This window comes from Actinomadura viridis, from assembly GCF_015751755.1.
GTDB lineage: Bacteria > Actinomycetota > Actinomycetes > Streptosporangiales > Streptosporangiaceae > Spirillospora > Spirillospora viridis.
Genome location: NZ_JADOUA010000001.1, coordinates 6,606,788 through 6,629,731 on the forward strand (window position 1 = coordinate 6,606,788; position 22,944 = coordinate 6,629,731).

The following is a 22,944-nucleotide window of genomic DNA, read 5'->3' on the forward strand; positions in this document are numbered from 1 at the left end:
CCATGCCCTGTCATGCCCGTGACCAGGCGCGATGATCCGCGTGCACCCTAGGCGCTCCTTTCCTCGAACCATTTCCGTCGGCCCACTGCGGCCGAATTCATGCGTGCCCGGAGGTGTCAGTTCATGCGTGCCATTCACCAGAACTCAGGTGACGACAAGCCCTTCCAGAAGGCCATGAAGAAGAAGGGCAAGAACAAGAACGCCGACTTCAGGTCGGCGAACTTCGCCCGCAACGCCCGCCGGAACGCCCGCCAGATGCCCACGCGGCAGCTCCAGCGCGGTCGCTGAACCGGCGCCCCGGCCCCGCCCGTCCACGTGAACGTGACGGGCGGGGCCGGAGTTCACCCTCACGTCCCGCCCGTCCGTTGACCTGCGGCAAGTCGCCGCCCTGGACGGACACCCGCGACTCGCCGCAGGTCACGCTCCAGGACCGCCGGCCGTACGTGGTTACTCGTCATGCGAGCCACGTGGCGCCCGGCAGGCGGGGAGCCCGGGCAAGTCCGTGCGCCTCTCCGGCTCGCACCCCGCCGACGCTCAGGCCCGGCTGCCGGGACCGGGCAGGACGTCGATGTCACTGGCGTGCATCGGTTCGCCGCAGACCCCGCAGCGCGGCTCCGCATGGGCGATCTCACCGCAGGCATGGTGCCGGTAGAGCACGGGCGGCCCCGCCTCCCCCGCGGTCCAGCGGTCACCCCACCGGGTGATCGCCATGAGCACATCGCACAGGTCCAGCCCCTTGTCAGTGAGGACGTACTCGTGGCGCGGCGGGCGACTCGAGTACTCCCGCCGCTCCAGGACCTCCTTCTCGACCAGCCAGGACAGTCGCTCGGCCAGCACCTTGCGGGAGACGCCGAGGTCGCGCTGGATCTGCTCGAAGCGGTTGATGCCGACGTAGACGTCACGCAGCACCAGCGGCGACCAGCGGTCGCCGATGACGTCGAGCGTGCGCGCTATCGAACAGGCCATGTCACCGAACGGGTGGTGCTGCATGGGAGACATCCTAATCGAGTAAGTTCCTTTTAGGAACGGACTCTGTTACCGTCGGCCTCGACCTGAGGAAACCCGAGGAAGGCGGCACATCATGGACGACCTCCCGGTCGTGACGGACGAGGAATGGCGGATCGCCTGCGAGGCCCTGCGGGTGAGGGAGAAGGAGCTGACCCGGGAGCTGGACGCGCTCGCCGCGGCCCGGCGGAGGCTGCCCATGGTCCGGGTCGAGAAGGACTACACGTTCGAGGGACCGGAGGGGCCGACGAGCCTGTCCGGCCTGTTCGAGGGGCGCAGCCAACTGATCGTCTACACGTTCATGTGGCACGGCACCGACCACTACTGCGAAGGGTGCTCGATGTTCACCGACAACATCGGCCACCTGGCCCACCTGAACGCCCGGGACGTGACCCTCGCCCTGGTCTCCGAGGGACCCCTGGCCGAGATCACTCCGTTCAGGCGGCGCATGGGCTGGACCGTGCCGTGGTACTCAGCGCTCGGCAACGACTTCAACGCCGACATGGGCACGGGGAACGGCTTCGCACTCAACGTCTTCCTGCGCAACGGCGACAGCGTGTACCGCACCTACACGACCTCGGGCAGGGGCGTCGAAAGGCTCGGCAGCAACTGGACCTTCCTCGACCTCACCCCGTTCGGCCGCCAGGAGAGGTGGGAAGACTCGCCCGAGGGCCGGCCGCAAGGCGAGCCCTACACGTGGTGGCGCCTTCACGACGACTACGAGACACCGGCCGGGCGGTAGATCATGAACTTCCTCGAACCCACCGCAGAACTGCTGTTCTCCGCGCAGGACGCGACGCCGATGAGCACCGACGAGGCGACGATCAAGTCCTGGGATGAGGCACGGATCTGCCTGGAGTCCGCTCCCAAGGCGTGGCTGTCGACCGTCCGCCCCGATGGGCGCCCCCATGCCATGCCCGTCCTGCCGGTCCTCGTGGACGGCGTGCCGTGCTTCACCACCCGCCCCGGCTCCCGCAAGGGCAGGAACCTCGCGACCAACCCCGGTTGCGTGATCACGGCCGGGAACGACGTGCTCGACCTCGTGATCGAGGGCGACGCGGTACGGGTGAGGGACGACGACGGGCTCCGCCGGATCGCCGGCGCGTTCAAAGCCAAGTTCGGCTGGGAATTCGCCCTGCGCGACGGCGGAGCCTACGACGACGGCCTGCCTGGTTCCCCCGAGTACGGGTTCTACCGGATCACGCCCCAGCGCGCGTTCGGCTACGGTCCCGACGGCCTGACCGCGACGCGCTGGCGCTTCGACCAGACCGCCTGAGACCGTCCGGCGACGGAGGGCGCGCTCAGATCATCCGCTTCCCTCCACCGGCGAGGATGGTCTGCCCCGTCAGCCATCGTCCCTGGTGGGAGGCCAGGAAGACGGCGATGTCGGCGATGTCCTCGGGATGCCCGACCCGGCCCAGCGGACTGAGCGCGGCCACCTCCCCTTCCAGACCGCCGTCCAGCCAGCCGGTCTGGATCGGGCCCGGGGAGATGATGTTGACCGTGATGCCCGCCGCGCCGAACTCCAGGGCGGCGGAACGGCTCAGGCTCTCCAGCGCGTTCTTGGTGGCCCAGTACGAGATCTCCCCGGGCGCGCCCGGAGCGGCGTCGGTGCTGATGCTGACGATGCGCCCCCAGTCCGCGCCGCGCCGCAGGTGGCGGCGGTGGAACTCGGTCATCAGCAACGCCGGCGCCCGGGTGTTCACAGCGTGGTGCGCGTCCAGGGAGGCCCCGTCGACCGTACGGCCGTCGGGCAGGAAGGTGTCCGGGACGCAGTAGGCGGCGTTGTTCACCAGGATCTCCACGGGCCCGAGCGCCCCTTCGACCCGTTCGAACAGGTCGGCGGCGTCCACGGTGGCCAGATCGACCTCGAACAGTTCCGCCTCCACTCCCAGGGCGCGGACCTCGCCCAGGACCCGGCGCCCGTCGTCGGCCTTGGACAGCGCATAGCGGTCGGGCCTGTCGGGCAGCGCCTCCGGCAGCGAGCACAGCGCGAGCCGTACCCCCTCGGCCGCCAGGGCCCGGGCGATGGCGGCCCCGATGCCCAGAGGCCCGTTGGCACCCGTGACCAGCGCGGTACGCCCACCGAGCCGGGTATCGATCATGCTTTTCCTCCTCGTGTACGTCGTGGCATGGGCGCGACGGACACGGAGGAGCACGAGCGTTGGGAATGGGGCGCATCACTGCCGAAGACGATCGGTCTCACCCGCCGGGCGGAACGCCTCGGACGCGGGCCGGAGTGACGTCAGAGCCTCATGATCACCACTCTAGCCGACCGCCGCCCGCGTAGGCCAACGAAAAGCCACGCACCGCGGTCACACCGGCCTCCCGAGAAGCCCGACCGGGATGCGAGTTGCGTTTATTTCGTTCGTTACGCATACCGCGATTAATGTGGTCGGGACGAACGAGGGGGACACGTGCCGAATGTGCAGGTCAGGCGCATAGAACCGGGCGCGATCGACTCACGGCAGGCTGCGCGAGCCGTCCAAAGGATCAAGAACTACCTTCAGCGGCATCCCGACGAGGAAGACATCCGTGTGCAGGCCGAGGTCGGCGGCGAAGAGGCACTCGTCCTCCCCCGGGAGGCGGTGAGCCTGCTCGCCTACGTCTTGTCCCAGGCCGCCGCGGCGGAAGACCGAGGCGCAGAGCCGCGCCGCCGCCGACGAACCTTCCGAACTCGGCCAGGAGCCGGGCATCTGACCATGACGTTCGTGGTGATCTACGACGCCTGCGTCCTATACGGCAACACCCCAGCGTGACCTGCTCCTGCGTATCGCCCAGTCCGGGTTGATCCAAGCCAAATGGACGAACATCATCCTCGATGAGATGCAGGAGAACCTGGCCGCCAACCGGCCGGACATCCCAACCGAGAAACCGATCAGGCTGCGCACCCTGAGGAACCAGGCGATCCCCGACGTTCTTGTGGAAGGTCATGAGCCGCTCATCGAGACGCTGAAACTGCCCCCCCCCCCCCCGCGCCCAGCGCGATCCTGAGCTGAAGAGCGGCCCGGCGTCTCGCGTCGTTGTCCCGCTCGTCGACGGTCTCCGTCGCTCCCACCGCAACGACGGGAACACCGGGCGGGTACGGCCCGGCGGCTACGTCAACCTGCCCTCGAAGTGGCCTCGGCCACCGCGCGAGCGCGTTGGCCGCCCGGTGGGGCGATGCCGAAGGCGAGCGTCGGCGGGCAGATCGTGAAGCGATGCCGCGCTCGCCAAGTTCCGGTCAGGTGCGAGTTCCCAGGCGAGCGCCGTGGGCCGGGACTTTGAAACAGGGCCCAGTGCGGTGACCGCATAGGTTCGCCGGGTTGCTGTTCTTGTGAAGTGCTCGATGAAGCGGATGTGCCGGTGTGCCTCAGCGGTAGTCGGCCAGGCCGTCTGCGAGTTCCTCTTCGTCGCCGTCGCGGATTGCGTAGAGGGCTTGCTGCAGGGCGAATGTGCCGCGGATCGCGGCTATGCGGGTGAAGAGTCCGTGGTCTGACCAGCTGCCCAGGGCGAGCACCCGCTCCAGGAACTCAGGGCCGTAACTGGCGCCGATGGCTGCGAGGTCCTCGGCCGGGTCGCTGAGTGTGACGTCGTCCCAGTCGATTACTCCGGAGAGGTGCGGTAGGCCGTGCGTCCACTCCCATAGGACGTTCTCGGCACCGAGATCGCCATGCACCACCGCTCGGGTGAGGTGGGGAAGGTCGTCGAGTGCTGCGAGTTCCCGCTCGGCCCGTAGGCGTCCGCTGTCGGACATGAGCTGGAACAGCTCCGCGCGCACGTTCTCCGAGAACCGCCACCACTGGCCTTCTGGGGCGTGAGGGAGAGCTGCTCGTACCGTCTCATCGGTGCCAGCACGGGCTAAACCGGACAGCAGCGTGGCATATTGCGCCGCCACGGTGTCGACCACATGGGCATTGTTGAGGGCGTCGGTCTCCAGCGGTTCCCCGGGAATGCGGCTGAGTACCAGGAACGGCACCTCGTCGGTGCCGTGGGCGCCGCCCTGGAGCAGCGGCTCAGGTGTGCGGAAGCCGAGGTCGAGGCCGGCGAGTGCGTGGAGCGCGGCCACCCGCTCGGGTAGCCGGGCGGCTGCTGCCCGGGTGCGAGGCAGGCACACGACGCGGTCCGAGCCAAGGACCACGTTGTGGAATTGCCCCTGACGTACTGCAAGGTCGTCCGGTTTGTCGTGCGGCAGCAGACAGTTCAGCAGAGCGCGATGAGTCGTACGGATGTTCAAGAGTGTGACCTCTGGATCCTTCGATGGGTCGAGGCGATGTGCACGAAGTGCTGTCAGGCCGCGCCAACGAGCGGGCGTCCACCCCAGCGAACTCGTGGCCCAGCGGCGGATGTCCGCGCCGGTATGGGCGGAGAGGTTGTCCAGGATGACGTGGAACGGGGCTCCGTCGGGCCGGGCGGCGCGGATCGGCTTCAGCGCGGCCAAGGACGCGGCGCAGGGAGGCGGCGAGTTTGCGGATCGACCAGCGGGTGAAGGGCTGGCCGACTTCGGTGGGGCGGGCGGTGGCCGTCTGGATGACGAAGTCTTCGTCAGCAGGGGTGAGCAGGCGGGGACGGTCTCCCGCCCATTGAGGGTCCAGGCAGGCCAGGCCGATCTCGTTGAACCGGTGGATCACATCACGCACGGTGTCCTCGTCGGCCTGGACCGGCTGGGCGATCACCGTGGCCCGGTTCCCGCCGGCGGACGCCAGCAGCATCATCGCCCGGCGATAGCGCACCGAGCTGGTACTGCCGCGGCGCACGATCTGCTGCAGCTTCCGCCCTTCCTGATCGCTTAGTCTGCGCACCCGCACAGGCTCAGCCACCACACCTACAACGATCGGAACGGACGTCACCGCCCCATCCAAGCGCTCCAACTACCAACCCGGCGAACCAATTCGGGTCACAGCGCCAGGGCAGCCTGCCCTCCGGGAGCATCTTCGGGGGCCTTCGCCGAGAGCCGGCCGCCGGCGCCGAGGACGGCGTCGAGGCGGTCGGCGAGGGCGCCATTCTCCGAAAGGACGGCGCGTCGGGTATGGGCGTGTTAGGACGACTTGTCGTCCATGATGTGCTCAAGGTTGTCGCGGGCCGGATAGGTGCGGCCCAGCGGCCCGGCGGCCATGGCGCGGATGAGGGTCTCGGTGCTCCTGGTCACGAAGTCCTGCCCGGCCTTGGTGATGCCGTGGCCGCAGGCGGGACCCCGCATGGCGCAGACCCAGCGCATGGTGCCGGTGGCGAAGACGCCCGCGCCGCTCTCGGTGGTGTAGTACGAGGCGTGCGCGGTGGCCGGACGGTCGCCGCAGGTGATCCTGGATTGCGCGACGATCTCGATGGGGCGGGGTGTGGGGCCCGCCCGGTTCACCGCGTCGGCCTCCGGGCCGATCAGGCCGGGGAACCGCGTGCCCGCGCGCACGCCGGTGCCCCGCCACATCCAGAAATCGGGCCGCAGCACCCTGAACGCGCCTTCGGCGGGGAAGCAGATGTACTGGATGCCGATGAGGTCGCTCTCCGGGCGGGGCTTGGGCGGCAGCCGCCAGTCCTGGGTCGACTCGGCCGGGTTCGTCCGCGACACGGGGTCGGCTGCGGTGTCCTTGTAGCAGATCACCAGGCGGTTCTCGCCGAGCGGGGTGTTGCCGAACCGGATGTGCCGGTTGACCGCGTTGGCCCCGAGGAAGGCGATGTTGACGCCCCGGTCGCGGGCCTGCGTGGCCTGCCGCCGCATCGGCGTGGACCAGTACTCGTCGTGGCCGAGGGTGAGCAGGCCGCGCGCCCCGTCCAGGAGCCCGGCGTGGGCGTGCAGGTCGTTGTCGGTCGCGTACGCCAGCGGCACGCCCAGTTTCTCGGCGAGCGCGATGGCGGGCTGCTCGTAGGTCATGAACTTGCCCGCGCCGTTGCCATCGTACGGCCGGTCGAAGCTGACCGCGTACGACCTGTCCACAAGGCCGCCCGAGGGCCCTTTGTACAGGTCGTAGCCGCCCCACAGGTTGTACGCCTGCCAGGTGGTGGTTTCGTTCAGCACCACGACGCGTCCGGCGGTGTCGGCCGAGCGGACGGTCACCGGCACGTACCGCTGCGCGCCGGAGGTGGCGGTCAGCCTGATCAGGTAGGACCCGGCGGGCCAGTCCGGCGTCGTGACGTTCAGGGACGGCTTCCACGGCGCGGAGACCGTGCGCGTCCTCTTGTCGATCGTGGCGGCCGGCTGGCGGACGCCGGGGACCTGCCCGGACTGCCACACCTTGCGCGCCAGCTTGCCGCCGTACCAGCCCATGCGGAACGCCTCGGCGGTGAACCCGCCGGTCGTCGTGGAGACGAACAGCCGGAACGGCTCGCCGGGCAGGACGCTCACACGGTCGGCGTAGCCCTCGATCTCGTGCTCGGCGCCCTTCCGGCCGATCCGCCAGTCGGCCGTGCCGGGTTCGGCGTTCCCGGCGACCGCGCCGGCCGCGCCCTTCGGGACGGCCGGGCGCCGGTCCGCCTCGCCGGTCGCGGACGTGCACGCGCCGAGCAGGAGGAGAGCGGTCACGAACCCGAACACCCGTGCCCGGCGACACACTCCACCCATGACGCTCCCCGATCGAACGACTACCCTCTGTCACACCATCCCACGGGCCGCGCCGTGACCGTGGCTTGCCGTTCGGGGGTCGCCGCCGTCCAACCGGACGTTCCGCGCAGTCGGACGGCCATATGGACGAGGAACGCCAGGCCCGCCACCAGGTATCCGTTGGCCGCGAACGTCAGCAGCCCGTGGAACCCGTACTCGTCGGGGCCGCCGTCGCGCGGCGTCCACCACGGCACCGCCAGGAGGAAGAGCAGGTAGCCGGCGAGCGCGGACCTCCGGTTCCCGTTCCGCAGGAGCACGGCGAGGGCGGGGACGACCCATACCCAGTGGTGCGCCCAGGAGATGGGGGAGACGAGCAGCCCCGTCGTACCGGTCACGGCGACCGCGCTCAGCCAGTCGCCGCGGCGCGCCCACAGGGCCGCCACCGCCAGCCCGCAGATTCCGGCCGCGATCGGAACGACCTGGAACCAGGCGCCGACGCCGTCCACCCCGCCGAGAATCCGTACGGCGGCCCCGTAGGGCGACTGGTTGCTGATGTACGGGACGCCGACCCGCGAGGTGTCGTAGAAGGTGTGCAGCCAGTAGAGCCGTGAGGCGTCCGGCGCGACGGCGTAGGCGGCGGTTGCGCAGAGGACGAAGGTCGCGGCGGCGGTGACCGCGGCGCGGACGCGTCCGGCCGCCAGGAGAAGCACGATGAAGATGGCGGGCGTCAGTTTGATCGCCGCCGCGACTCCGATCCCGATTCCGGCCGCGCGCCCCTGGGAGACGCGCCGGATATCGGTGAGAACGAGCGCGAGCAGAAAAAGGTTGACCTGTCCCAGGAACACCGAATGCCATATCGGTTCGAGCAGGAATCCGAGAGCCACTGCCGCGGTGACCGTGCTTCTCGAAGGGCGGCGTCCGGCCAGTCTCAGCGTCGTCACGCAGGCCCACGCGAAGGCCGCCACCGACGCGAGTTGCCACGCCGTCCGGGCGACGGTCAGCGGCAGCGCGGCCATGGGCATGGACAGCACGGCCATGAAGGGCGTGTTGGTGAACCAGAGGCCCGCGAGCCGTTCCTGGTAGAGGCGGGCACCGTCCATGATCGCCTGCCCGCCCAGCCAGTAGATGTAATGGTCCAGGGAACGGTACGCGACAGCGAATACCACGACGCCGGCGAACTCGATGGCCAGCACCCAATGAATGGCACGCGACGTCCAATGTTTCACGGCACAGCTTTCCGTCGTCCGGGGAATCGGCAGAACGACGAGAACGGTGTCGCGGAGCGCACCCGCCGGGCATCGGGCCACCGGCCACATTTGACGGAGCGCCTATTGGCCCACGGGCGTACGCCCGTGGGCCAATACCGTCACGGAGGCCGGGTGATTACGATCGGCGCATGACCGCTACGCCCCGTTTTCCGCTGCTCCGCAGCGTGCCTCCGGCCGTGTGGGCGATCCCGGCCTGGTGTGGCGGTGCCCTCTACCCCCTGGTGATGTTCCAGACGATGCACCTGGCCAGGTTCCACGGCTTCCTCAACGTGGTGACCTTGCTGGCCGCGTTGCAGACCGTTCTCATCGCGTACCTGCTGCGACGCCGGCCGCTGCCCGCGCTCGCGCTGCTGGTGACCGGCTGGACCGTCGCGACCCTGGAGATGCCGGGCGGGAGCGCGTTCCTGCACGTGGCGCTCACCGACCTGGCCGCCGGGTACGTCGCGGCCGTCCGCCCGCGCCGCGTCTCGCTGACCGCCGCGGCCCTGGTGCTCGGGTCACAGGCGGCCGTCGCGGGCATCGTGGCCTTCGGCCAGCCCTTGCCGGGCGTTCTCGTGCTGCTCGTCCTGGCCATGGGCGTCGCCTGGATGGGAGGCGACTCCGTCCGGCAGGGCCGCAGGCACGCCGAAGAGCTGGCCGAGCAGCGCGCCGAGCAGCTCGCGGCCCGGGCGGTCACCGCCGAGCGGCTGCGCATCGCCCGGGAGCTGCACGACATGGTCGCGCACAGCATCGGCATCATCGCCATCCAGGCGGGGGTGGGCGCGCGCGTCATCGACACCCAGCCCGCGGAGGCGCGGAACGCGCTGACCGCCATCGAGGCCACCAGCCGGGAGACGCTGTCGGGGCTGCGGCGGATGCTCGGCGCGCTCCGCCGTGCCGAGCCGGGCCCCGGGGACGCGCCCGCCGGCTCGGGCCCCGCGGACGCCGCGAACACCGCGGCCGCGGCGGCGCCGCGTGAACCGGCGCCGGGCCTGGCCGACCTCGATCGGCTGGTCCGGGCGACGGGGGACGCCGGGGTCCGCGTCGACGTGCGGTGGCGGGGCGAGCGGCGCCCACTGCCACCGGAGATCGACCTGTCGGCGTTCCGCATCGTCCAGGAGGCGGTCACCAACGTGGTCCGGCACGCGGGCACCGGGCACTGCCGGGTGTCCATCGACCACCGGGACGGGGAGCTGGTCGTGGAGGTCGTCGACGACGGGACGGGGCGGGGACCGGCCGGGACCGGATACGGGCTGGTGGGGATGCGCGAGCGGGCCGGGCTGCTGAACGGGTGCCTCACCGCCGGGCCGCGTCCGGAGGGCGGGTTCCGGGTCGAGGCCCGGCTGCCGGTGCCCGAGGGCGTCCGATGACGGTCCGGGTCGTGCTCGCCGACGACCAGCCCCTGATCCGCGCCGGGCTGCGGGTGCTGCTCGCCGACACCGCCGACCTCGTCATGGTGGGCGAGGCCGGGACGGGCACGGAGGCGGTCCGCCTGGCCCGCGACGTCCGTCCCGACGTCGTGGTGATGGACATCCGCATGCCGGACATGGACGGCATCGAGGCCACCCGGATCATCACCGGGCTCCCCGAGCCGGCGCGCGTCGTCATGCTCACCACGTTCGACGACGACGAGTACGTCTACGCGTCACTCCGGGCGGGCGCGAGCGGTTTCCTCGTCAAGGACATGGCGCTGGAGGACATCCTGACGGCGATCCGCGTGGTCGCCGCCGGGGACGCGCTGATCGCGCCCGGCGTCACCCGCCGCCTGATCGCCGAGTTCGCCGCCCGCCCGGCCCCCGCCCCGGCCCCGGCACCCGTACGGCAGGCGCCCGGCAACGTCACCGAACGCGAACGGGAGGTGCTGGCGCTGGTCGGGCGGGGCTTCTCCAACGGCGAGATCGCCGCCGAGCTGTCCATCAGCGTGGCCACCGCCAAGGCCCACGTGGCGCGCCTGCTCGCCAAGCTGGACGCGCGCGACCGGGTGCAGCTGGTGATCATCGCCTACGAGACGGGGCTGGTCGCACCGGCCTCCTGACCCGCCGCCCGCTGCCCGCCGCCCGCTGCCCGCTGCCCGCTGCCCGCCCAGGGGATGGTGGAGCGCTCCAAGATCCAACGGATGGGACCATGGGGACATGGCCGTCCTCTCCCTCGCCTGGATCCTCCGCAGGACCGTCGCGACCGTCTTCACCCTGCTGGCCGGCGTCGCCCTGATGGCGCTCGCCGCGTTCCTCGTCGCGACCGTCGCTCCGGACGGGGTTCGCGACCTGCGCGCCTACGAGGCGGCGCCGCGCTGCCCGGCCGCGCCGTCCGGGCCCGCCGAATGCCGCTGGACGCAGGAGTTCACCGTGTCCGGCGTCCGCCTGACCAAGAAGAGGAGCGAATCGAACCGCGCCTTCCTGACGGGCCCGGACGGCGCCAGGTGGGAGACGTTCTACTCGTCCAACGGCCCTGTTCTGGACGGCCTCGGCGAGGGCGACCGGGTCACCGGCACCGTCTGGCGCGGCCTGCTGACCGAGATCTCGGCCGGAGGCACGTCCCAGGAGACGCACGACGCCCCCGCCGACATGCGCGCGCGGGTCCTCATCCTGGCGCTGATCGTCGTCCCCAGTGGTCTCCTCATGACGGTCGCGACGGTCTGGCGGCTGTGCCGCCGCCGCGCCGCCGCCGAGCCGACGCCGGGCATGCGCGCCACGCTGGGCCTGGGCTTCAGCCTGTTCTTCGCCGGGTTGTTCTCTCCGCTCCTGCTCGGCGGCAGGGGCGAGAACGTCTGGCTGGTGGCCGCCGTCTGGCTCCCCATCGCCGCCGTCATGGCCATCATGGCCCGCGCCTACGCCACCCGGAAACCCGACGCACAGAAACCCGACGCCCAGATGCCCGCCGCCTAGAAGCCGCGCTCGCCCAGGCCCGGTCAGGTACGCGCCGCCAGGCGAGCGCCGGGCGAGCGCCGGGCGAGCGCCGTGGGCCGGGACTTGAGACGCAGCCTAGGGCTGCGGGCGGCGGCGGATCAGGTTGACGGCGCGCATCGTGAGCACGGTCCGGTCGTCGTCCTTGGTGAGCAGCTCGCCGCCGGTGGTGACGATCCCCCGGTCCGGCTTGGACCGGGACGCCCGCGCGTCGATGATCGTCGTGCGCAGCCGCAGGGAGTCGCCGGGCCGGACCGGGGACGGCCAGCGCAGCTCGTCCACGCCGGGGGAGGCGAGGCCGGCCACCCGGGAGATGTAGTGGTCGACCAGCAGGCGCATCCCGATCGCCGAGGTGTGCCAGCCGCTGGCGATCAGGCCGCCGAACGGGCCGGACGCGGCGAACTCGCGGTCGATGTGCATCGGCTGCGGGTCGAACCGCTCGGCGAATTCGAGGATCTCCTCCTCGGTCACGGTGATGTACCCGTACTCGTACACCGCCCCAGGCCGGTAGTCCTCGAAGTAGCGATCGTCGACGGGGACCGCGAAGTCGCTGTCGCTGAGCGTCCTGGTGCCGTTCGTCGTCATGGGTCACAGGATGGCGCACTCCCGCCGGTGCTCCGGGGCCGGGGTGAGCCGTTCCTGGTGGGCGCTCGGCCCTGCCCCGGCGCCGCCGGGGCCATCGACCGGCGGCAGGCTTCCTGGCCGTGGAGCGTGCGGCGGCGTCCGTTCAGACCAGGGCGCCGGCCAGGAGGAAGATGGCCAGGCCGTGGGCGACGGTGGACGCGATGACGCCGCGCCGGTTGCGCAGGAACGCGCAGATCAGTCCTTCGTAGAGGGTGAAGAGCAGCAGGGAGGCACCGACGTCGGTGACCGTCGAGGCCAGGAACGAATGGCAGGCGGCGAACAGGAGGCCCGACAGCAGCGCCGCCCGTGTGGCGCCGAAAGTCTCGTCCAGGCGCCCTTGGAGGAAGCCCCGGAACAGGACCTCCTCCAGGAGGTTGCCCGCGAGGGCGAAGACCAGCAGCATCGGCAGCAGCGTGGCCGCCACCTCCCCGCCGCGCTCGTGGAGCGGCTGGAGCGTCGCCAGCAGCAGCACCGGCCCTGCGGCCAGGACACCCCCGGCCGCGCCCCACGCGAGGGTCGCGGGATCGGGGGTGCCCCAGCGCACGAGCGAACGCAGCCCCGGATCGAGGCGGAGCACCGCGGCGGTCAGCGCGAGCGTGGACGCGGCGAAGACGGCCAGTACTCGCCAGTCGTCGGTGAACCTGAGCCAGGCCGCCCCGCCGTCCGTCACACCGAACCGCCAGAACCCGAGGGGGGTCATCGCGTCCCGGAGGAGGACGAACCCGAGGATCAGCACCGCGATGCGCAACAGCGGATCACGATCCCTGCGAACCAGGGCGTAGCAGACACCGAAGAGCGCGAGGCCGGGCGCGGTGCGCAGGCCGTACTCCAGCAGGTCGGACAGCATGGGACGGGGCTCCTCGGCAGGGGTTCCGGTCCCCCAATAATGCGAGTAATCATCAGGTTTCGGTACTCGCATTCGCCGCGTCCGAAAAGGGCCCCTGACCTGCGTTCTTCTCCGGTCGCGGCCGGCCCGCTCACTTTCGGCTCCCCGGCCGGGCAGGCGGCGCGCGCGCGACGCGGGCGGGCCGGCGCCGTGGCGGCCGGCCCGCCCGCGTGGTGGCGGCCGGCCCGTCCGCGTGCCGGGGCCGTGGCGGCCGGTGGCTCAGCTCTGGGCAGCGGGCTTCCGGATGACCTCGAAGACGCTGCCGAGCCCGTCGTCGCCGTACCCCTCCGCGACACCCCGCGCGAACAGGTCCCGCAGCGCCGAGGGCAGGGCGGTGTCGATACCGGCGTCGCAGCTGGCCTCCACGACGTGGTCCATGCCGACGGCCTGCATCCGGAGGCTGTTCAGCTCGCCCGGATACGTCCTGGCCTCCATCTCCTCGGTGAGGATCTTCAGGAAGCCCATCGGGCCGTCCTCGGCCAGCTCGCGCACCGTCTGGGCGGCGAACGGCCGGAACTCCCCAGCGCTCACGCCCGCGGTGCCGAGCAGGGCCGTGGCGTGCATGTAGCTGGTGAGCGTGGACCAGAAGATGAAGAGCTGCGCCTGGTAGTAGAGCATCGCCAGCCCGTGGTCCTCGCCGACGTGGGAGATGTCGCCGAGCACCTGGAGCGCGTCCCGGTGGCGGCCGAGGACGTCCTCGGGTCCGCTGTAGAAGACGTACGAGCCCGGCTTCCCGATACCCGGCGGCGGGACCATGATGCCGCCGGTGACCAGGTCGGCGCCGTGCGCGGCGGCCCACTCACCGGCTGCGCGCAGCTCCGCCGGGGAGCCCGAGCTGAGGTTGACCAGCACACGCCCCTTCAGGGCATCGGTCGCCGGGCCGAGGGAGTCGTACATGGCCCGGTAGTCGATCTGGCTGATGACGACCAGTTCGGCCGCGGCGAGGGCGTCGGCGGGTGTGGGGGCGTGGGTCGCGCCTTTGGCGACCAGGGGTTCGGCCTTGGCGGCCGTACGGTTCCACACCGTGGTCGGGTGCCCATTGGCGAGGAACGTCTCGGCCATCGTCGCCCCCATGGGGCCAAGGCCGATGACGGTGACAGGGGCAAGGTTCTGTGCGGTCATTGGGTGTTCCTTTCGTCGGACCACCACACTGGCGACCGGCGCTACGGAACCGCTTCGGATCTACTACGGGTCCTGTCGGTGAGGGCGGCTACCCTGGCGCCGTGCGTTTCGGGGTGCTCGGTCCACTGGCCGTGTGGACGGACGACGGCCGTCCCGTCCACGTTCCCGAGACGAAGGTCAGGGCGCTGCTGGCCGATCTGCTCACCACGCCCGGACGTCCCGTCCCCGCCGACAGGCTCGTCCACGACCTATGGGGCGAACGGCCTCCGCGCAATCCCACCGGCACGCTTCAGGCGCGGGTGTCGCAGCTGCGCGGGATCCTGGACGGCGCGGAGCCGGGCGCGCGGGAACTGGTGGCGCTCCGGCCGCCCGGGTACGCGCTCGACACCGGAGCGGTGGACGCGGAACGCTTCGCCGACCTGCTCGCACGGGCGGGTGGGGCGGCCGATCCGGAGGCGAGGGCGGACCTCCTCGCGGACGCCCTGGCGCTGTGGCGCGGCCCGGCCTTCGCCGACTTCGCCGACGCGGAGTTCGCGCGCGGGGCGGTCGCGGGCCTGGAGGAACGACGGCTGGCCGCACTGGAGGAGCTGGCCGAGACCCGGCTTCGCCTGGGCGAGCACGCGCTCGTGGTGTCCGAGCTGGCCGCGCCGGTCGAGCTGCACCCGTTGCGCGAACGGCTCCGCGCCGCGTACGTCCGGGCCCTCTACCTCGCCGGACGGCAGGGCGACGCGCTCGCGAGCTACCACGACCTGCGCCTCCGCCTGGCCGACGAGCTGGGCGTCGACCCCGGTCCCGACCTGGCCGCGCTCCACCAGGCGATCCTCACCCACGACCCGTCCCTCGCCCCGCCCACGCCATCCCAGCCACCCGCGCAGCCCTCGCCACCCGCGCAGCCCTCGCCACCCGCGCAGCGCGACTCGCGGGACCGCGGCCGTCCCCAGCCGAAGCGCCGGACCACCAATCTTCCGGCGCCGCTGAGCGAGCTGATCGGCCGCGAGGAGGCGGTCGCCGAGGTCCTCGGCCTCCTCGGTGCCGCGCGGCTGGTGACGCTGACCGGCCCCGGCGGGGTCGGCAAGACCCGCCTGGCCCTGGAGGCCGCCGCCCGCGCGGGGCCGTACCCGGACGGGGTGTGGCTGGTGGAGCTGGCACCCGTGCGCGTGGAGCCGGCGTCCGCTCGCCCGGTCGGCACCGGCGCGCTCGCGGAGATCGTGGCGGGCGTCCTCGGGCTCCGGGACGACCCCGGCCCGGCCGGCCCGGCGGACCGGCTCGCCGCCGCGCTGCGGGACCGCCGGACGCTGCTGGTCCTGGACAACTGCGAGCACGTCGTCGCGCCCGCCGCCGAGCTGGCCGCGCGGCTGCTGGCCGCCGCGCCCGGCCTGCGGATCCTGGCCACCGGCCGCGAGCCGCTGGGCGTCGAGGGCGAGCGGCTCAAGGTCGTACCGCCGCTGGACACGCCCGGCGCCCCCGGCCCCGGCCACGGCGCGGACGCATACCCGGCTTACCCAGCGGACCGGATGGACCAGATGCGCCAGAGAGGCCGGAGGCCCCCGGCGCACCCGGTTGACCAGACGCCCCCGGCGAGCCCGCCGGAGCCGGCGGAGCCGGCGGAGCTGGCCGGGTCCAGTGCGGTGCGGCTGTTCGTCGCGCGGGCCACCGCGGCGGCGCCGGGGTTCGTCCTGGACGCGGCGACGGCTCCGGCGGTCGCGGCGATCTGCCGGCGGCTGGACGGCATCCCGCTCGCGCTGGAGCTGGCGGCGACCCGGGTCCGCGCGCTGGGCGTGCGCGAGCTGGCCGCCCGGCTCGACGACCGGTTCCGGGTGCTGGCGTCCGGCCGCCGGGACGTCCCGGCGCGCCAGCGGACCCTCCGCGCGGTGATCGACTGGAGCTGGGAGCCGCTGCCCGAGCCCGAACGGCGCGTGCTGCGCCGCCTGGCCGTCCACGCGGACGGCTGCACGCTGGAGGCCGCCGAGCACGTCGGCGCCGACGGGGGCGAAGGGACCGACGGGAGCGACGGGGGCGACGGGGGCGACGGGGGCGACGGGGGCGAGGACGGCCTCGCCGCCGATCCCGAGGTCGCCGAGCTGCTCGCGCGCCTGGTCGACCGTTCGCTGGTCACCGTGACCGATGACGGGACGGTCCGCTACCGGCTGCTGGAGTCGGTCGCCGCCTACGGCCTGGAGCGCCTGCGCGAGGCGGGCGAGTACGACCGGCTGCGCCGCCGCCACGCCCGCTACTACATCCGCCTCGCCGAACGCGCTGCGCCCCGGCTGCGCGGCCCCGAGCAGGCGCACTGGCTCGGCGTGCTCGACCGCGAGGGCGCCAACCTGCGGGCCGCGCTGGACCAGGTGATCGCGGACGGTGCCGCCGGGCAGGCGTTGCGCCTGGTCAACGCGCTCGCCTGGTACTGGTACCTGCGCGGCCGGCACGGCGCGGCGGCCCGGTCGCTGGCCGCCGCGCTGGCGGTCCCCGCCCCGGCCGGAACGGACGACACGAGCGGAACGGCCCCGAACGGAACGGACGACACGAGCGGAACGGACGGGCGGCTACGGCGGGCCGAGGCCCTGACCTGGCACACCGGGATAGTGATGGCCTCGGGCGAGGGCCACGACTCCGAACGGCTGAGGCTGGCGGCGCTGCGCGCGTACGACGATCTCGAGGCGCCACTGGAACGCGCGAGGGCGGAGTGGTTCCTCGGCCACGTCCACTGGCCGTACGGCGACCTGGAGGCGAACGCGGAACGGGTCGGCCGCGCGCTGGCCGTGTTCCGCGCGCGGGGCGACCGCTGGGGGACGGCCGCCGCGCTGACCACCCGGGCCAGGCAGGCGATGGTCCGGGGCGACCTGGACGCGCTCGCCCGCGAAGGCGCGGACGCTCTGGCCCTGTTCCGGGAGGTGGGCGATCGCTGGGGGCTGCTGGAGGCCACCGACGCGCTGAGCCGCCATGCCGAGATCACCGGAGACTACGGGCGTTCGGCCGCGCTCCGGCGGGAAACCCTGCGGCTGGCCGGCGAGCTGGGGATGGGGGACGAGGTCGCGTTCCAGCTCGCGGCGCTGGGCCGGATCGCGCTGCTGGAGGGTGATCTCGAACGGGCGCGCGACCTGCACGAACGCGCCCGGCGTCAGGCCGGCGAGCTGGCCGCGCGATCAGCCCTGGAGTTCGCCGAGATCGGGTTGGCGCTGGTGGCCCGGCGGCGCGGCGACCACGACGCGGCCGAGGCCCATCTGCGGGCCTGTCTCGGCTGGCTGCGCGGTGTGGGCGGGCATTCGGGGGTCGCGTTCGTTCTGGCCCAGCTCGGGTTCGTCGCCGAGGAGCGCGGGGACGCCGAACGCGCGCTGGCCCTGCACCGCGAGGGGTTCGAGGCGGCCGCCGCGACCGGCGACCCGCGGGCGGTCGCGCTGGCCCTGGAGGGGCTGGCCGGGGCCCGGGCCCTGGCCGGTGAGCACGCGCGGGCCGCGCGCCTGCTCGGGACGGCCGGCGCCGCCCGCGCGTCCGCCGGCGCCCCGCTGCCGCCGGCCGAGCGGGCGGACGTCGACCGGATCTCCGCCCGAGCCCGGGACGCGCTGGGCGGGACGGCCTTCGCCGCCGCGTTCGCGCGCGGCCGTGACAGCCGTCCGGAGGCATGGTTTAATCTAGACGTAGATCATCCAGATTGAGGGGGGCTGATGACGCACGCGCCCGGCGACCTGGCCTGGCAGGGCGAGGAGCTCGACCTCGACGCCTACCTCGCGCGGATCGGGTACGGCGGCGACCGCACGCCCACGCTCGCCACGCTGCGGGAGCTGCAGCGCGCGCACGTCACCTCGATCCCGTTCGAGAACCTGGAGATCGTGCTGGGCCGGCCCGTGGTACTGGGCGTCAAGGCCCTCCAGGACAAGATGGTCCACCGGCGGCGCGGCGGCTACTGCTTCGAGCACATCGAGCTGTTCGCCGCGGCCCTGGAACGGCTCGGGTTCACCTTCACCGCGCTGTCGGCCCGGGTCTCCATGGGGATCGAGAAGCTCCTTCCCGCGACGCACGCGCTGCTGCGCGTGGAGGTGGAGGGCGGGACGTGGCTCTGCGACGTCGGCTTCGGCGCCGGCCCCCTGGAGCCCCTCCGCTTCGTCGACGGCGCGGAGTCCGCGCAGGGCGGCTGGGCGTTCCGGCTGGAACGGATCGCCACGTCCATGAGCGGCCTGCCCGTCGAACGCTGGGCGCTCCACCAGCACGGGCCGGAGGGGTGGCTGCTGCGGCACTCGTTCGCCCTGGCCCCGGCGTACCGGATCGACTACGAGGTGGGCAGCCACTTCGTCTCGACCCACCCGCGGTCGCCGTTCACCGGCCGGGCCTACGCGCAGTACCTGGACGCCGAGACCAAGCACGAGCTGGACGACACCAGGCTCAAGACCGTCCACGCCGACGGCCGCGCCGACCCCGTCCGGCACCGTGACCTGGAGCCCGGAGAGGTGCCGGACGCGCTCGCCGAGCTGTTCGGCATCGAACTGGACGCCGAGGACACCGCCCGCCTGGTCGCCGAGCTCACCCGTACGTCACGAGATCCGCGGGGGTAGCGCCGTGCGGATGAACGAGGGTGTCGAGTGGGCGGTGCACGTGTGCCTGCTCCTCGACTGGCTGGACGAGGAGCGGCCGGTGCCCACGACCCGGCTCGCCGCCGGCTACGACCTCCCGCCCCCGTACCTCAACAAGCAGCTCCAGGCCCTGGTCAGGGCCGGGATCCTCACCTCGACGGCGGGCGCGCGGGGCGGCTTCCGGCTGGCCCGGCCGCTGGACCGGATCACGATGATGGACGTGGTCACCGCGATCGAGGGCCCCGACCCCGCGTTCCAGTGCACCGAGATCCGGCAGCGCGGCGCGGGCGCGGAGAGTCCCGAGAAGGCGTTCCGCCGACCGTGCGCGGTCAGCACCGCGATGCGGCGGGCCGAGCTGGCCTGGCGGCGGGCGCTGGCCGAGCAGACCCTCGCCGACGTCCGGGCCGAGGCCGAGGACCAGGTCCCGCGGCTCGGCGAATGGCTCCGCCACTGGTACGCCCGCACCTGACCCTCTGCCCCCTATCCCTCTGACCCCCTCTGCCTCCTGACCCCCTGTCCCTCTGACCCCCTCCCCTCTGGCGCATGGCCACGGGCGGGCAGCTCCCAAATCTGGATAACAAGTATCTAGATCATCGAAAGGAACGGCACATGCAGGCACGGATCCCCAACATCGCCAAGATCGCACCCAACGCCTACAAGGCGATGCTGGACCTGGAGGCCTTCCTGGCCGGGACCGGCATCCCCTCCACCACCCTGCACCTGCTCAAGCTCCGGGTCAGCCAGATCAACGGCTGCGGCTTCTGCGTGGACATGCACGCCTATGACCTGAAGAAGGAAGGCGAGAGCGACGAGCGGCTGTGGTCGGTGGCCGCCTGGCGCGAGGCCCCGTACTACACCGACGAGGAGCGCGCCGCGCTGGCCCTCGCCGAGGCCGCCACCCGTATCGCCGACAACCCCGACGGCGTCCCGGACGCGGTCTGGAACGAGGCCGCCGCACACTACTCGGAGGAGGACCTGGTGGCGCTGGTCATGGCGATCTCCACGATCAACGCCTGGAACCGGATCAACGTGACCGTCCGCCTGCCCGCCGGCGCCCTCCGCCAGGGCTGACCCCCGGCCCCCGGCCCCCCGGCAGCCTTCGGCGACCCCCGGACGGCCTTCGGAGACCCCCGCACCCCGGCGGCCGTCCCACCGCCGCCCGCCCACGTGAAGCCCGTACGGGACAATCGACGCATGTTGTGGGGGCGAGCGGCGGAAGAGGCGGCGGTCGCTGAGACCGTGACCTCCGCGGCACGGGGCGCGGGAGGCGCGCTCCTGCTGCGGGGCGGGCCCGGGGTCGGCAAGTCCGCGTTGCTGGAGCACGCGGGGGCGACCGTCCCGCGAGGCATGCGGGTGCTGCGGGCGGCGGGGGCCGAGCCCGAGCAGGCGATGGCCTTCGCCGCCCTGCACCAGCTGCTGCTTCCGGTGACCGGCCGCCTGGAGTCGCTGCCCGGACCGCAGCGCGGCGCCGTACGCGGGGCGCTCGGGCTCTCCCAGGCCCCCTCCGACGCGCGTTTCCTGGTGGCGGCCGGGGTGCTCTCGCTGCTGGGCGAGGTGGCGGCGGACGGCGGCGGGCTGCTGTGCCTGCTCGACGACGTCCAATGGTTCGACCGCGCCTCGCTGGACGTGCTCCTCTTCGCGGCGCGCCGCCTGGCCGACGACCGGGTGGCGATGCTCTTCGCGATGCGTGCGGACTCCGGGGCGGTGGTGCGGGACGTGCCGGAGCTGCGGATCGGCGATCTCGACCCGGAGAGCGCCGCCGCGATGCTGGCGGAACGCGCCGGACGCGGATCCGGACGCGGGGCCGGGCGCGGGTCCGGGCGCGAGTCCGGGCCGGAGCCCGCGCCCGTCCCGGCCCCCGTCGCGGCCCCCGTCGCGGCCCCCGTCGCGGCCCCTGTCCGTGCCCGGATCGTGGCGCTGACCGGCGGGAACCCGCTCGCCCTCGCGGAGGCCGCCGAACTGCTCACCGCCGATCAGCTGGCGGGGCGCGCGCCGCTGCCCGACCCGCTCCCGGTCGGCCCCACGCTGTTCGGTGACCAGGTGGCACGGCTGCCCGGGACGGCGCGGCCGGTTCTGCTCGCCGCCGCCGCCGAGGGACGGGGCGACCTCGACCTGGTGCTGCGCGCCGCCGGGCGGCTGGGCGGCGACCCCGCGGGCTTGGAGGCGGCGGAGGCCGCGGGGCTGGTGGAGGTGGCGGGCGCGCGGCTGCGCCTGCGGCACCCGCTGGTCCGTTCGGCGGTGTACGCGGCGGCCTCGCCCTCCGAACGGCGCCGCGCGCACGCGAGCCTCGCCGAGGAGCTGTCCCGTGCCGGGGACGAGGACCGGAGCGCCTGGCACCGGGCCGCCGCGGCGACCGGCCGCGACGCCGAGGTCGCCGACGCGCTCGCCGCGTTGGCGGGCCGGGCCAGCGAGCGGGGCGGGTACGCCGACGCCGCCGCCGCGCTGGCCAGGTCCGCCGATCTCACCCCCGACCCGGCCGTCCGGGCCCGGCGGCTCGCCGACGCCGCCACCGCTGCCTGGCTCGGCGGCCGGCCGGGACAGGCGGAGAGCCACCTCGCCGAGGCGCGGGAACTCGCCGGTACGGCCGGTACGGCCGGGGCGACCGGGGCCGCCGGTACTACCGGTGCGGCAGGGGCGGCAGGGCCGTCCCTGCTCGCCGAGCTGACGCGCCTCCGCGGCCGTTTCGAGCTCAACCGCGGCGACGCCGACGAGGCCCGGCGGCTCCTCCAGGACGGCGCCGAGCGGGTCCGCGCCCACGATCCGGCCCTGGCCCTCGGCCTGCTCGCCGACGCCTCCGAGGCCGCCGGGATGGTGGGCGACACCGCGGCGATCGTCGACCTCGGGCGGCGCGCCGAGGGCCTGCCCGAAGGGTTCACCCGGCAGGTGGTGGCCGGGATCGGGGCGATGCTGGACGGGGACGCCGGGCGCGGCGGCGCGCTGCTGCGGGACGCGCTGCGCGCCGCCGACGGCCTGGACGACGCCGCCGGGCTCCTCTGGGCCGCGGCGGCGGCGAGCCACCTGGGCGAGGCGGACGCGTCCGCCGGCCTGGCCGTGCGCGCCGGACGGGTCGCCCGGCACTCCGGGATGGCCGGTCAGCTCCCGGTCGTCCTGGAGTTCGTGGCCACGGCGGAACGGTTCGGCGGCCGGTTCGCGCTCAGCGCCGCCGTCGCCGACGAGGGGCTGGCGCTCGCCCGGGAGGCGGGCTACACCAACTCCGTCGCCGCCCACCTGGCGAACCTGGCGGCCGTCGCGGCCGTGCGGGGGCACGAGGACGACTGCGCGCGGCTCGCGCGGGAGGCGCTGGAGATCGCGATCCCGCACCGGCTCGGGCTCCGCGTCAGCGTCGCCACGTACGCGCTGGGGCTGCTCGACCTGGGGATGGGCCGGTTCGCCGCGGCGCACGCCCGGTTCGAGGGCCTGGTCACGGCCGGGCCGGGCGCCGGGCATCCCGCATCGGTCTGGCGGTCCACCCCGGACCGGGTGGAGGCCGCCGTGGCGTGCGGCGAGACGGACGCCGCCCGCGCCGCCGTGACCGCGTACGAACGCTGGTCGGTGCATGCGCAGACCGCCCAGTCGCGCGCCCTCCTGCTCCGCTGCCGCGCGCTGCTGGAGGAGGAGGACAAGGCCCTCGCACTCTACGAGGAGGCGCTGCGGCTGCACGCGGCCGACGGCGACTCCCCGTTCGAGACCGCACGGACCCGCCTGCTCTACGGGGAACGGCTGCGCCGGACCCAGCGGGCGGGGGACGCGCGGTCACCACTGCGGGCCGCTGAGGAGGCCTTCGCCCGGCTGGGCGCCGCCCCCTGGGCCCGCCGTGCCCGCGAGGAGCTGCGGGCGGCGGGTGAACGGGCCGTACCGGAGGCCGAGCCGGACGCCCTCAACCGGCTGACCCCGCAGGAACTGCGCATCGCGCGCCTGGTCGCGGAGGGTGCCGCCAACCGGGACGTGGCCGCGCGGCTGTTCCTCAGCCCCCGCACGGTCGAGTACCACCTCTACAAGATCTATCCCAAGCTCGGCATCTCCTCCCGTACCGAACTGGCCCGGCTGGTGGCTCCACTGGGGTGACCCCGTACCGGGA

20 protein-coding genes and 1 pseudogene are annotated in these 22,944 nt (G+C 73.2%); 12 read left to right on the plus strand and 9 right to left on the minus strand.

What is annotated here, in order from left to right:
* The first annotated feature begins 123 nt into the window (after positions 1-123).
* On the plus strand, positions 124-288 hold the full coding sequence (locus IW256_RS29890; RefSeq protein ID WP_197014130.1) for a hypothetical protein: 165 nt from the start codon (positions 124-126) through the stop codon (positions 286-288).
* 246 nt (positions 289-534) lie between these two features.
* On the opposite strand, the gene IW256_RS29895 is transcribed toward IW256_RS29890, so the two are convergent.
* Positions 535-990, minus strand: coding sequence for a winged helix-turn-helix transcriptional regulator (locus tag IW256_RS29895; protein WP_197014131.1), 456 nt, complete (start codon positions 988-990; stop codon positions 535-537).
* 91 nt (positions 991-1,081) lie between these two features.
* Here IW256_RS29895 and IW256_RS29900 point away from each other — a divergent pair, with 91 nt between their 5' ends.
* Positions 1,082-1,747, plus strand: coding sequence for a DUF899 domain-containing protein (locus IW256_RS29900; RefSeq protein WP_197014132.1), 666 nt, complete (start codon positions 1,082-1,084; stop codon positions 1,745-1,747).
* Positions 1,748-1,750: 3 nt separating this feature from the next.
* Positions 1,751-2,281 (plus strand): pyridoxamine 5'-phosphate oxidase family protein, encoded by a 531-nt coding sequence (locus IW256_RS29905; RefSeq protein ID WP_197014133.1) that lies wholly within the window; start codon positions 1,751-1,753, stop codon positions 2,279-2,281.
* 25 nt (positions 2,282-2,306) lie between these two features.
* Here the strand turns inward: IW256_RS29905 and IW256_RS29910 are convergent, their stop codons facing one another.
* Positions 2,307-3,110 carry an SDR family NAD(P)-dependent oxidoreductase gene (locus tag IW256_RS29910; protein ID WP_197014134.1) on the minus strand — a complete coding sequence of 268 codons (804 nt, stop codon included), beginning with the start codon at positions 3,108-3,110 and terminating at the stop codon, positions 2,307-2,309.
* Between the two features lie 312 nt (positions 3,111-3,422).
* On the opposite strand from IW256_RS29910, the gene IW256_RS29915 reads away from it, so the two are divergent.
* Positions 3,423-3,764: a hypothetical protein gene (locus IW256_RS29915; RefSeq protein ID WP_197014135.1), complete on the plus strand. Its 342-nt coding sequence runs from the start codon at positions 3,423-3,425 to the stop codon at positions 3,762-3,764.
* Positions 3,765-4,357: 593 nt separating this feature from the next.
* Here the strand turns inward: IW256_RS29915 and vph are convergent.
* The 4 genes and pseudogenes from vph to IW256_RS29935 form a co-directional block, all read right to left on the minus strand.
* Entirely contained in the window at positions 4,358-5,221 is an 864-nt protein-coding gene (vph, locus tag IW256_RS29920) for a viomycin phosphotransferase (RefSeq protein ID WP_197014136.1), read from the minus strand.
* A gap of 196 nt (positions 5,222-5,417) precedes the next feature.
* Positions 5,418-5,804: pseudogene (locus tag IW256_RS42870) on the minus strand (helix-turn-helix domain-containing protein); the annotation flags it as partial.
* 218 nt (positions 5,805-6,022) lie between these two features.
* On the minus strand, positions 6,023-7,501 hold the full coding sequence (locus IW256_RS29930) for a N,N-dimethylformamidase beta subunit family domain-containing protein (RefSeq protein WP_197014137.1): 1,479 nt from the start codon (positions 7,499-7,501) through the stop codon (positions 6,023-6,025).
* Between the two features lie 59 nt (positions 7,502-7,560).
* Positions 7,561-8,712 carry a glycosyltransferase 87 family protein gene (locus IW256_RS29935; protein ID WP_197014138.1) on the minus strand — a complete coding sequence of 384 codons (1,152 nt, stop codon included), beginning with the start codon at positions 8,710-8,712 and terminating at the stop codon, positions 7,561-7,563.
* 203 nt (positions 8,713-8,915) lie between these two features.
* Here IW256_RS29935 and IW256_RS29940 point away from each other — a divergent pair, with 203 nt between their 5' ends.
* From IW256_RS29940 to IW256_RS29950, 3 genes are all read left to right on the plus strand, one after another.
* Positions 8,916-10,136: a sensor histidine kinase gene (locus tag IW256_RS29940; protein ID WP_197014139.1), complete on the plus strand. Its 1,221-nt coding sequence runs from the start codon at positions 8,916-8,918 to the stop codon at positions 10,134-10,136.
* Complete coding sequence (locus IW256_RS29945) at positions 10,133-10,801, plus strand: response regulator (RefSeq protein WP_197014140.1); 669 nt, start codon at positions 10,133-10,135, stop codon at positions 10,799-10,801. The genes IW256_RS29940 and IW256_RS29945 overlap by 4 nt, the downstream gene beginning before the upstream one ends.
* A 97-nt stretch (positions 10,802-10,898) precedes the next feature.
* Positions 10,899-11,651: a hypothetical protein gene (locus tag IW256_RS29950; RefSeq protein WP_197014141.1), complete on the plus strand. Its 753-nt coding sequence runs from the start codon at positions 10,899-10,901 to the stop codon at positions 11,649-11,651.
* Between the two features lie 96 nt (positions 11,652-11,747).
* On the opposite strand, the gene IW256_RS29955 is transcribed toward IW256_RS29950, so the two are convergent.
* From IW256_RS29955 to IW256_RS29965, 3 genes are all read right to left on the minus strand, one after another.
* The gene (locus IW256_RS29955; RefSeq protein ID WP_197014142.1) at positions 11,748-12,254 is read right to left on the minus strand and encodes a MaoC family dehydratase; all 507 of its coding nucleotides are present in this window, start codon (positions 12,252-12,254) and stop codon (positions 11,748-11,750) included.
* A gap of 142 nt (positions 12,255-12,396) precedes the next feature.
* Positions 12,397-13,140, minus strand: coding sequence for a CPBP family intramembrane glutamic endopeptidase (locus IW256_RS29960; RefSeq protein ID WP_231403985.1), 744 nt, complete (start codon positions 13,138-13,140; stop codon positions 12,397-12,399).
* Between the two features lie 258 nt (positions 13,141-13,398).
* Positions 13,399-14,301: an NAD(P)-dependent oxidoreductase gene (locus tag IW256_RS29965; protein WP_197014143.1), complete on the minus strand. Its 903-nt coding sequence runs from the start codon at positions 14,299-14,301 to the stop codon at positions 13,399-13,401.
* 101 nt (positions 14,302-14,402) lie between these two features.
* Between IW256_RS29965 and IW256_RS29970 the strand changes: the two genes are divergently transcribed.
* The 5 genes from IW256_RS29970 (at position 14,403) to IW256_RS29990 (ending at position 22,931) form a co-directional block, all read left to right on the plus strand.
* Positions 14,403-17,954, plus strand: coding sequence for an AfsR/SARP family transcriptional regulator (locus IW256_RS29970; RefSeq protein WP_197014144.1), 3,552 nt, complete (start codon positions 14,403-14,405; stop codon positions 17,952-17,954).
* A 9-nt stretch (positions 17,955-17,963) separates the two neighbouring features.
* Positions 17,964-18,848, plus strand: a complete 885-nt coding sequence (locus IW256_RS29975; RefSeq protein WP_197014145.1) for an arylamine N-acetyltransferase family protein — start codon at positions 17,964-17,966, stop codon at positions 18,846-18,848.
* A gap of 10 nt (positions 18,849-18,858) precedes the next feature.
* A complete protein-coding gene (locus IW256_RS29980; protein WP_197014146.1) occupies positions 18,859-19,335 on the plus strand; it encodes an RrF2 family transcriptional regulator in 477 nt (158 codons plus the stop codon).
* Positions 19,336-19,475: 140 nt separating this feature from the next.
* A complete protein-coding gene (locus tag IW256_RS29985) occupies positions 19,476-19,937 on the plus strand; it encodes a carboxymuconolactone decarboxylase family protein (protein ID WP_197014147.1) in 462 nt (153 codons plus the stop codon).
* A 123-nt stretch (positions 19,938-20,060) separates the two neighbouring features.
* Positions 20,061-22,931 carry a helix-turn-helix transcriptional regulator gene (locus tag IW256_RS29990; RefSeq protein WP_197014148.1) on the plus strand — a complete coding sequence of 957 codons (2,871 nt, stop codon included), beginning with the start codon at positions 20,061-20,063 and terminating at the stop codon, positions 22,929-22,931.
* The last annotated feature ends 13 nt before the right edge of the window (positions 22,932-22,944 follow it).

What these genes read in the sequence shown, in the direction of transcription:
- IW256_RS29890 (WP_197014130.1), top strand. Translation starts at nt 124, where the DNA reads ATGCGTGCCATTCACCAGAACTCAGGTGACGACAAGCCCTTCCAGAAG.
- IW256_RS29985 (WP_197014147.1), top strand. Translation starts at nt 19,476, where the DNA reads ATGCAGGCACGGATCCCCAACATCGCCAAGATCGCACCCAACGCCTAC.
- IW256_RS29895 (WP_197014131.1), bottom strand. Translation starts at nt 990, where the DNA reads ATGCAGCACCACCCGTTCGGTGACATGGCCTGTTCGATAGCGCGCACG.
- IW256_RS29900 (WP_197014132.1), top strand. Translation starts at nt 1,082, where the DNA reads ATGGACGACCTCCCGGTCGTGACGGACGAGGAATGGCGGATCGCCTGC.
- IW256_RS29980 (WP_197014146.1), top strand. Translation starts at nt 18,859, where the DNA reads ATGAACGAGGGTGTCGAGTGGGCGGTGCACGTGTGCCTGCTCCTCGAC.
- IW256_RS29905 (WP_197014133.1), top strand. Translation starts at nt 1,751, where the DNA reads ATGAACTTCCTCGAACCCACCGCAGAACTGCTGTTCTCCGCGCAGGAC.
- IW256_RS29975 (WP_197014145.1), top strand. Translation starts at nt 17,964, where the DNA reads ATGACGCACGCGCCCGGCGACCTGGCCTGGCAGGGCGAGGAGCTCGAC.
- IW256_RS29940 (WP_197014139.1), top strand. Translation starts at nt 8,916, where the DNA reads ATGACCGCTACGCCCCGTTTTCCGCTGCTCCGCAGCGTGCCTCCGGCC.
- IW256_RS29990 (WP_197014148.1), top strand. Translation starts at nt 20,061, where the DNA reads ATGTTGTGGGGGCGAGCGGCGGAAGAGGCGGCGGTCGCTGAGACCGTG.
- IW256_RS29965 (WP_197014143.1), bottom strand. Translation starts at nt 14,301, where the DNA reads ATGACCGCACAGAACCTTGCCCCTGTCACCGTCATCGGCCTTGGCCCC.
- IW256_RS29955 (WP_197014142.1), bottom strand. Translation starts at nt 12,254, where the DNA reads ATGACGACGAACGGCACCAGGACGCTCAGCGACAGCGACTTCGCGGTC.
- IW256_RS29910 (WP_197014134.1), bottom strand. Translation starts at nt 3,110, where the DNA reads ATGATCGATACCCGGCTCGGTGGGCGTACCGCGCTGGTCACGGGTGCC.
- IW256_RS29945 (WP_197014140.1), top strand. Translation starts at nt 10,133, where the DNA reads ATGACGGTCCGGGTCGTGCTCGCCGACGACCAGCCCCTGATCCGCGCC.
- IW256_RS29960 (WP_231403985.1), bottom strand. Translation starts at nt 13,140, where the DNA reads ATGCTGTCCGACCTGCTGGAGTACGGCCTGCGCACCGCGCCCGGCCTC.
- IW256_RS29950 (WP_197014141.1), top strand. Translation starts at nt 10,899, where the DNA reads ATGGCCGTCCTCTCCCTCGCCTGGATCCTCCGCAGGACCGTCGCGACC.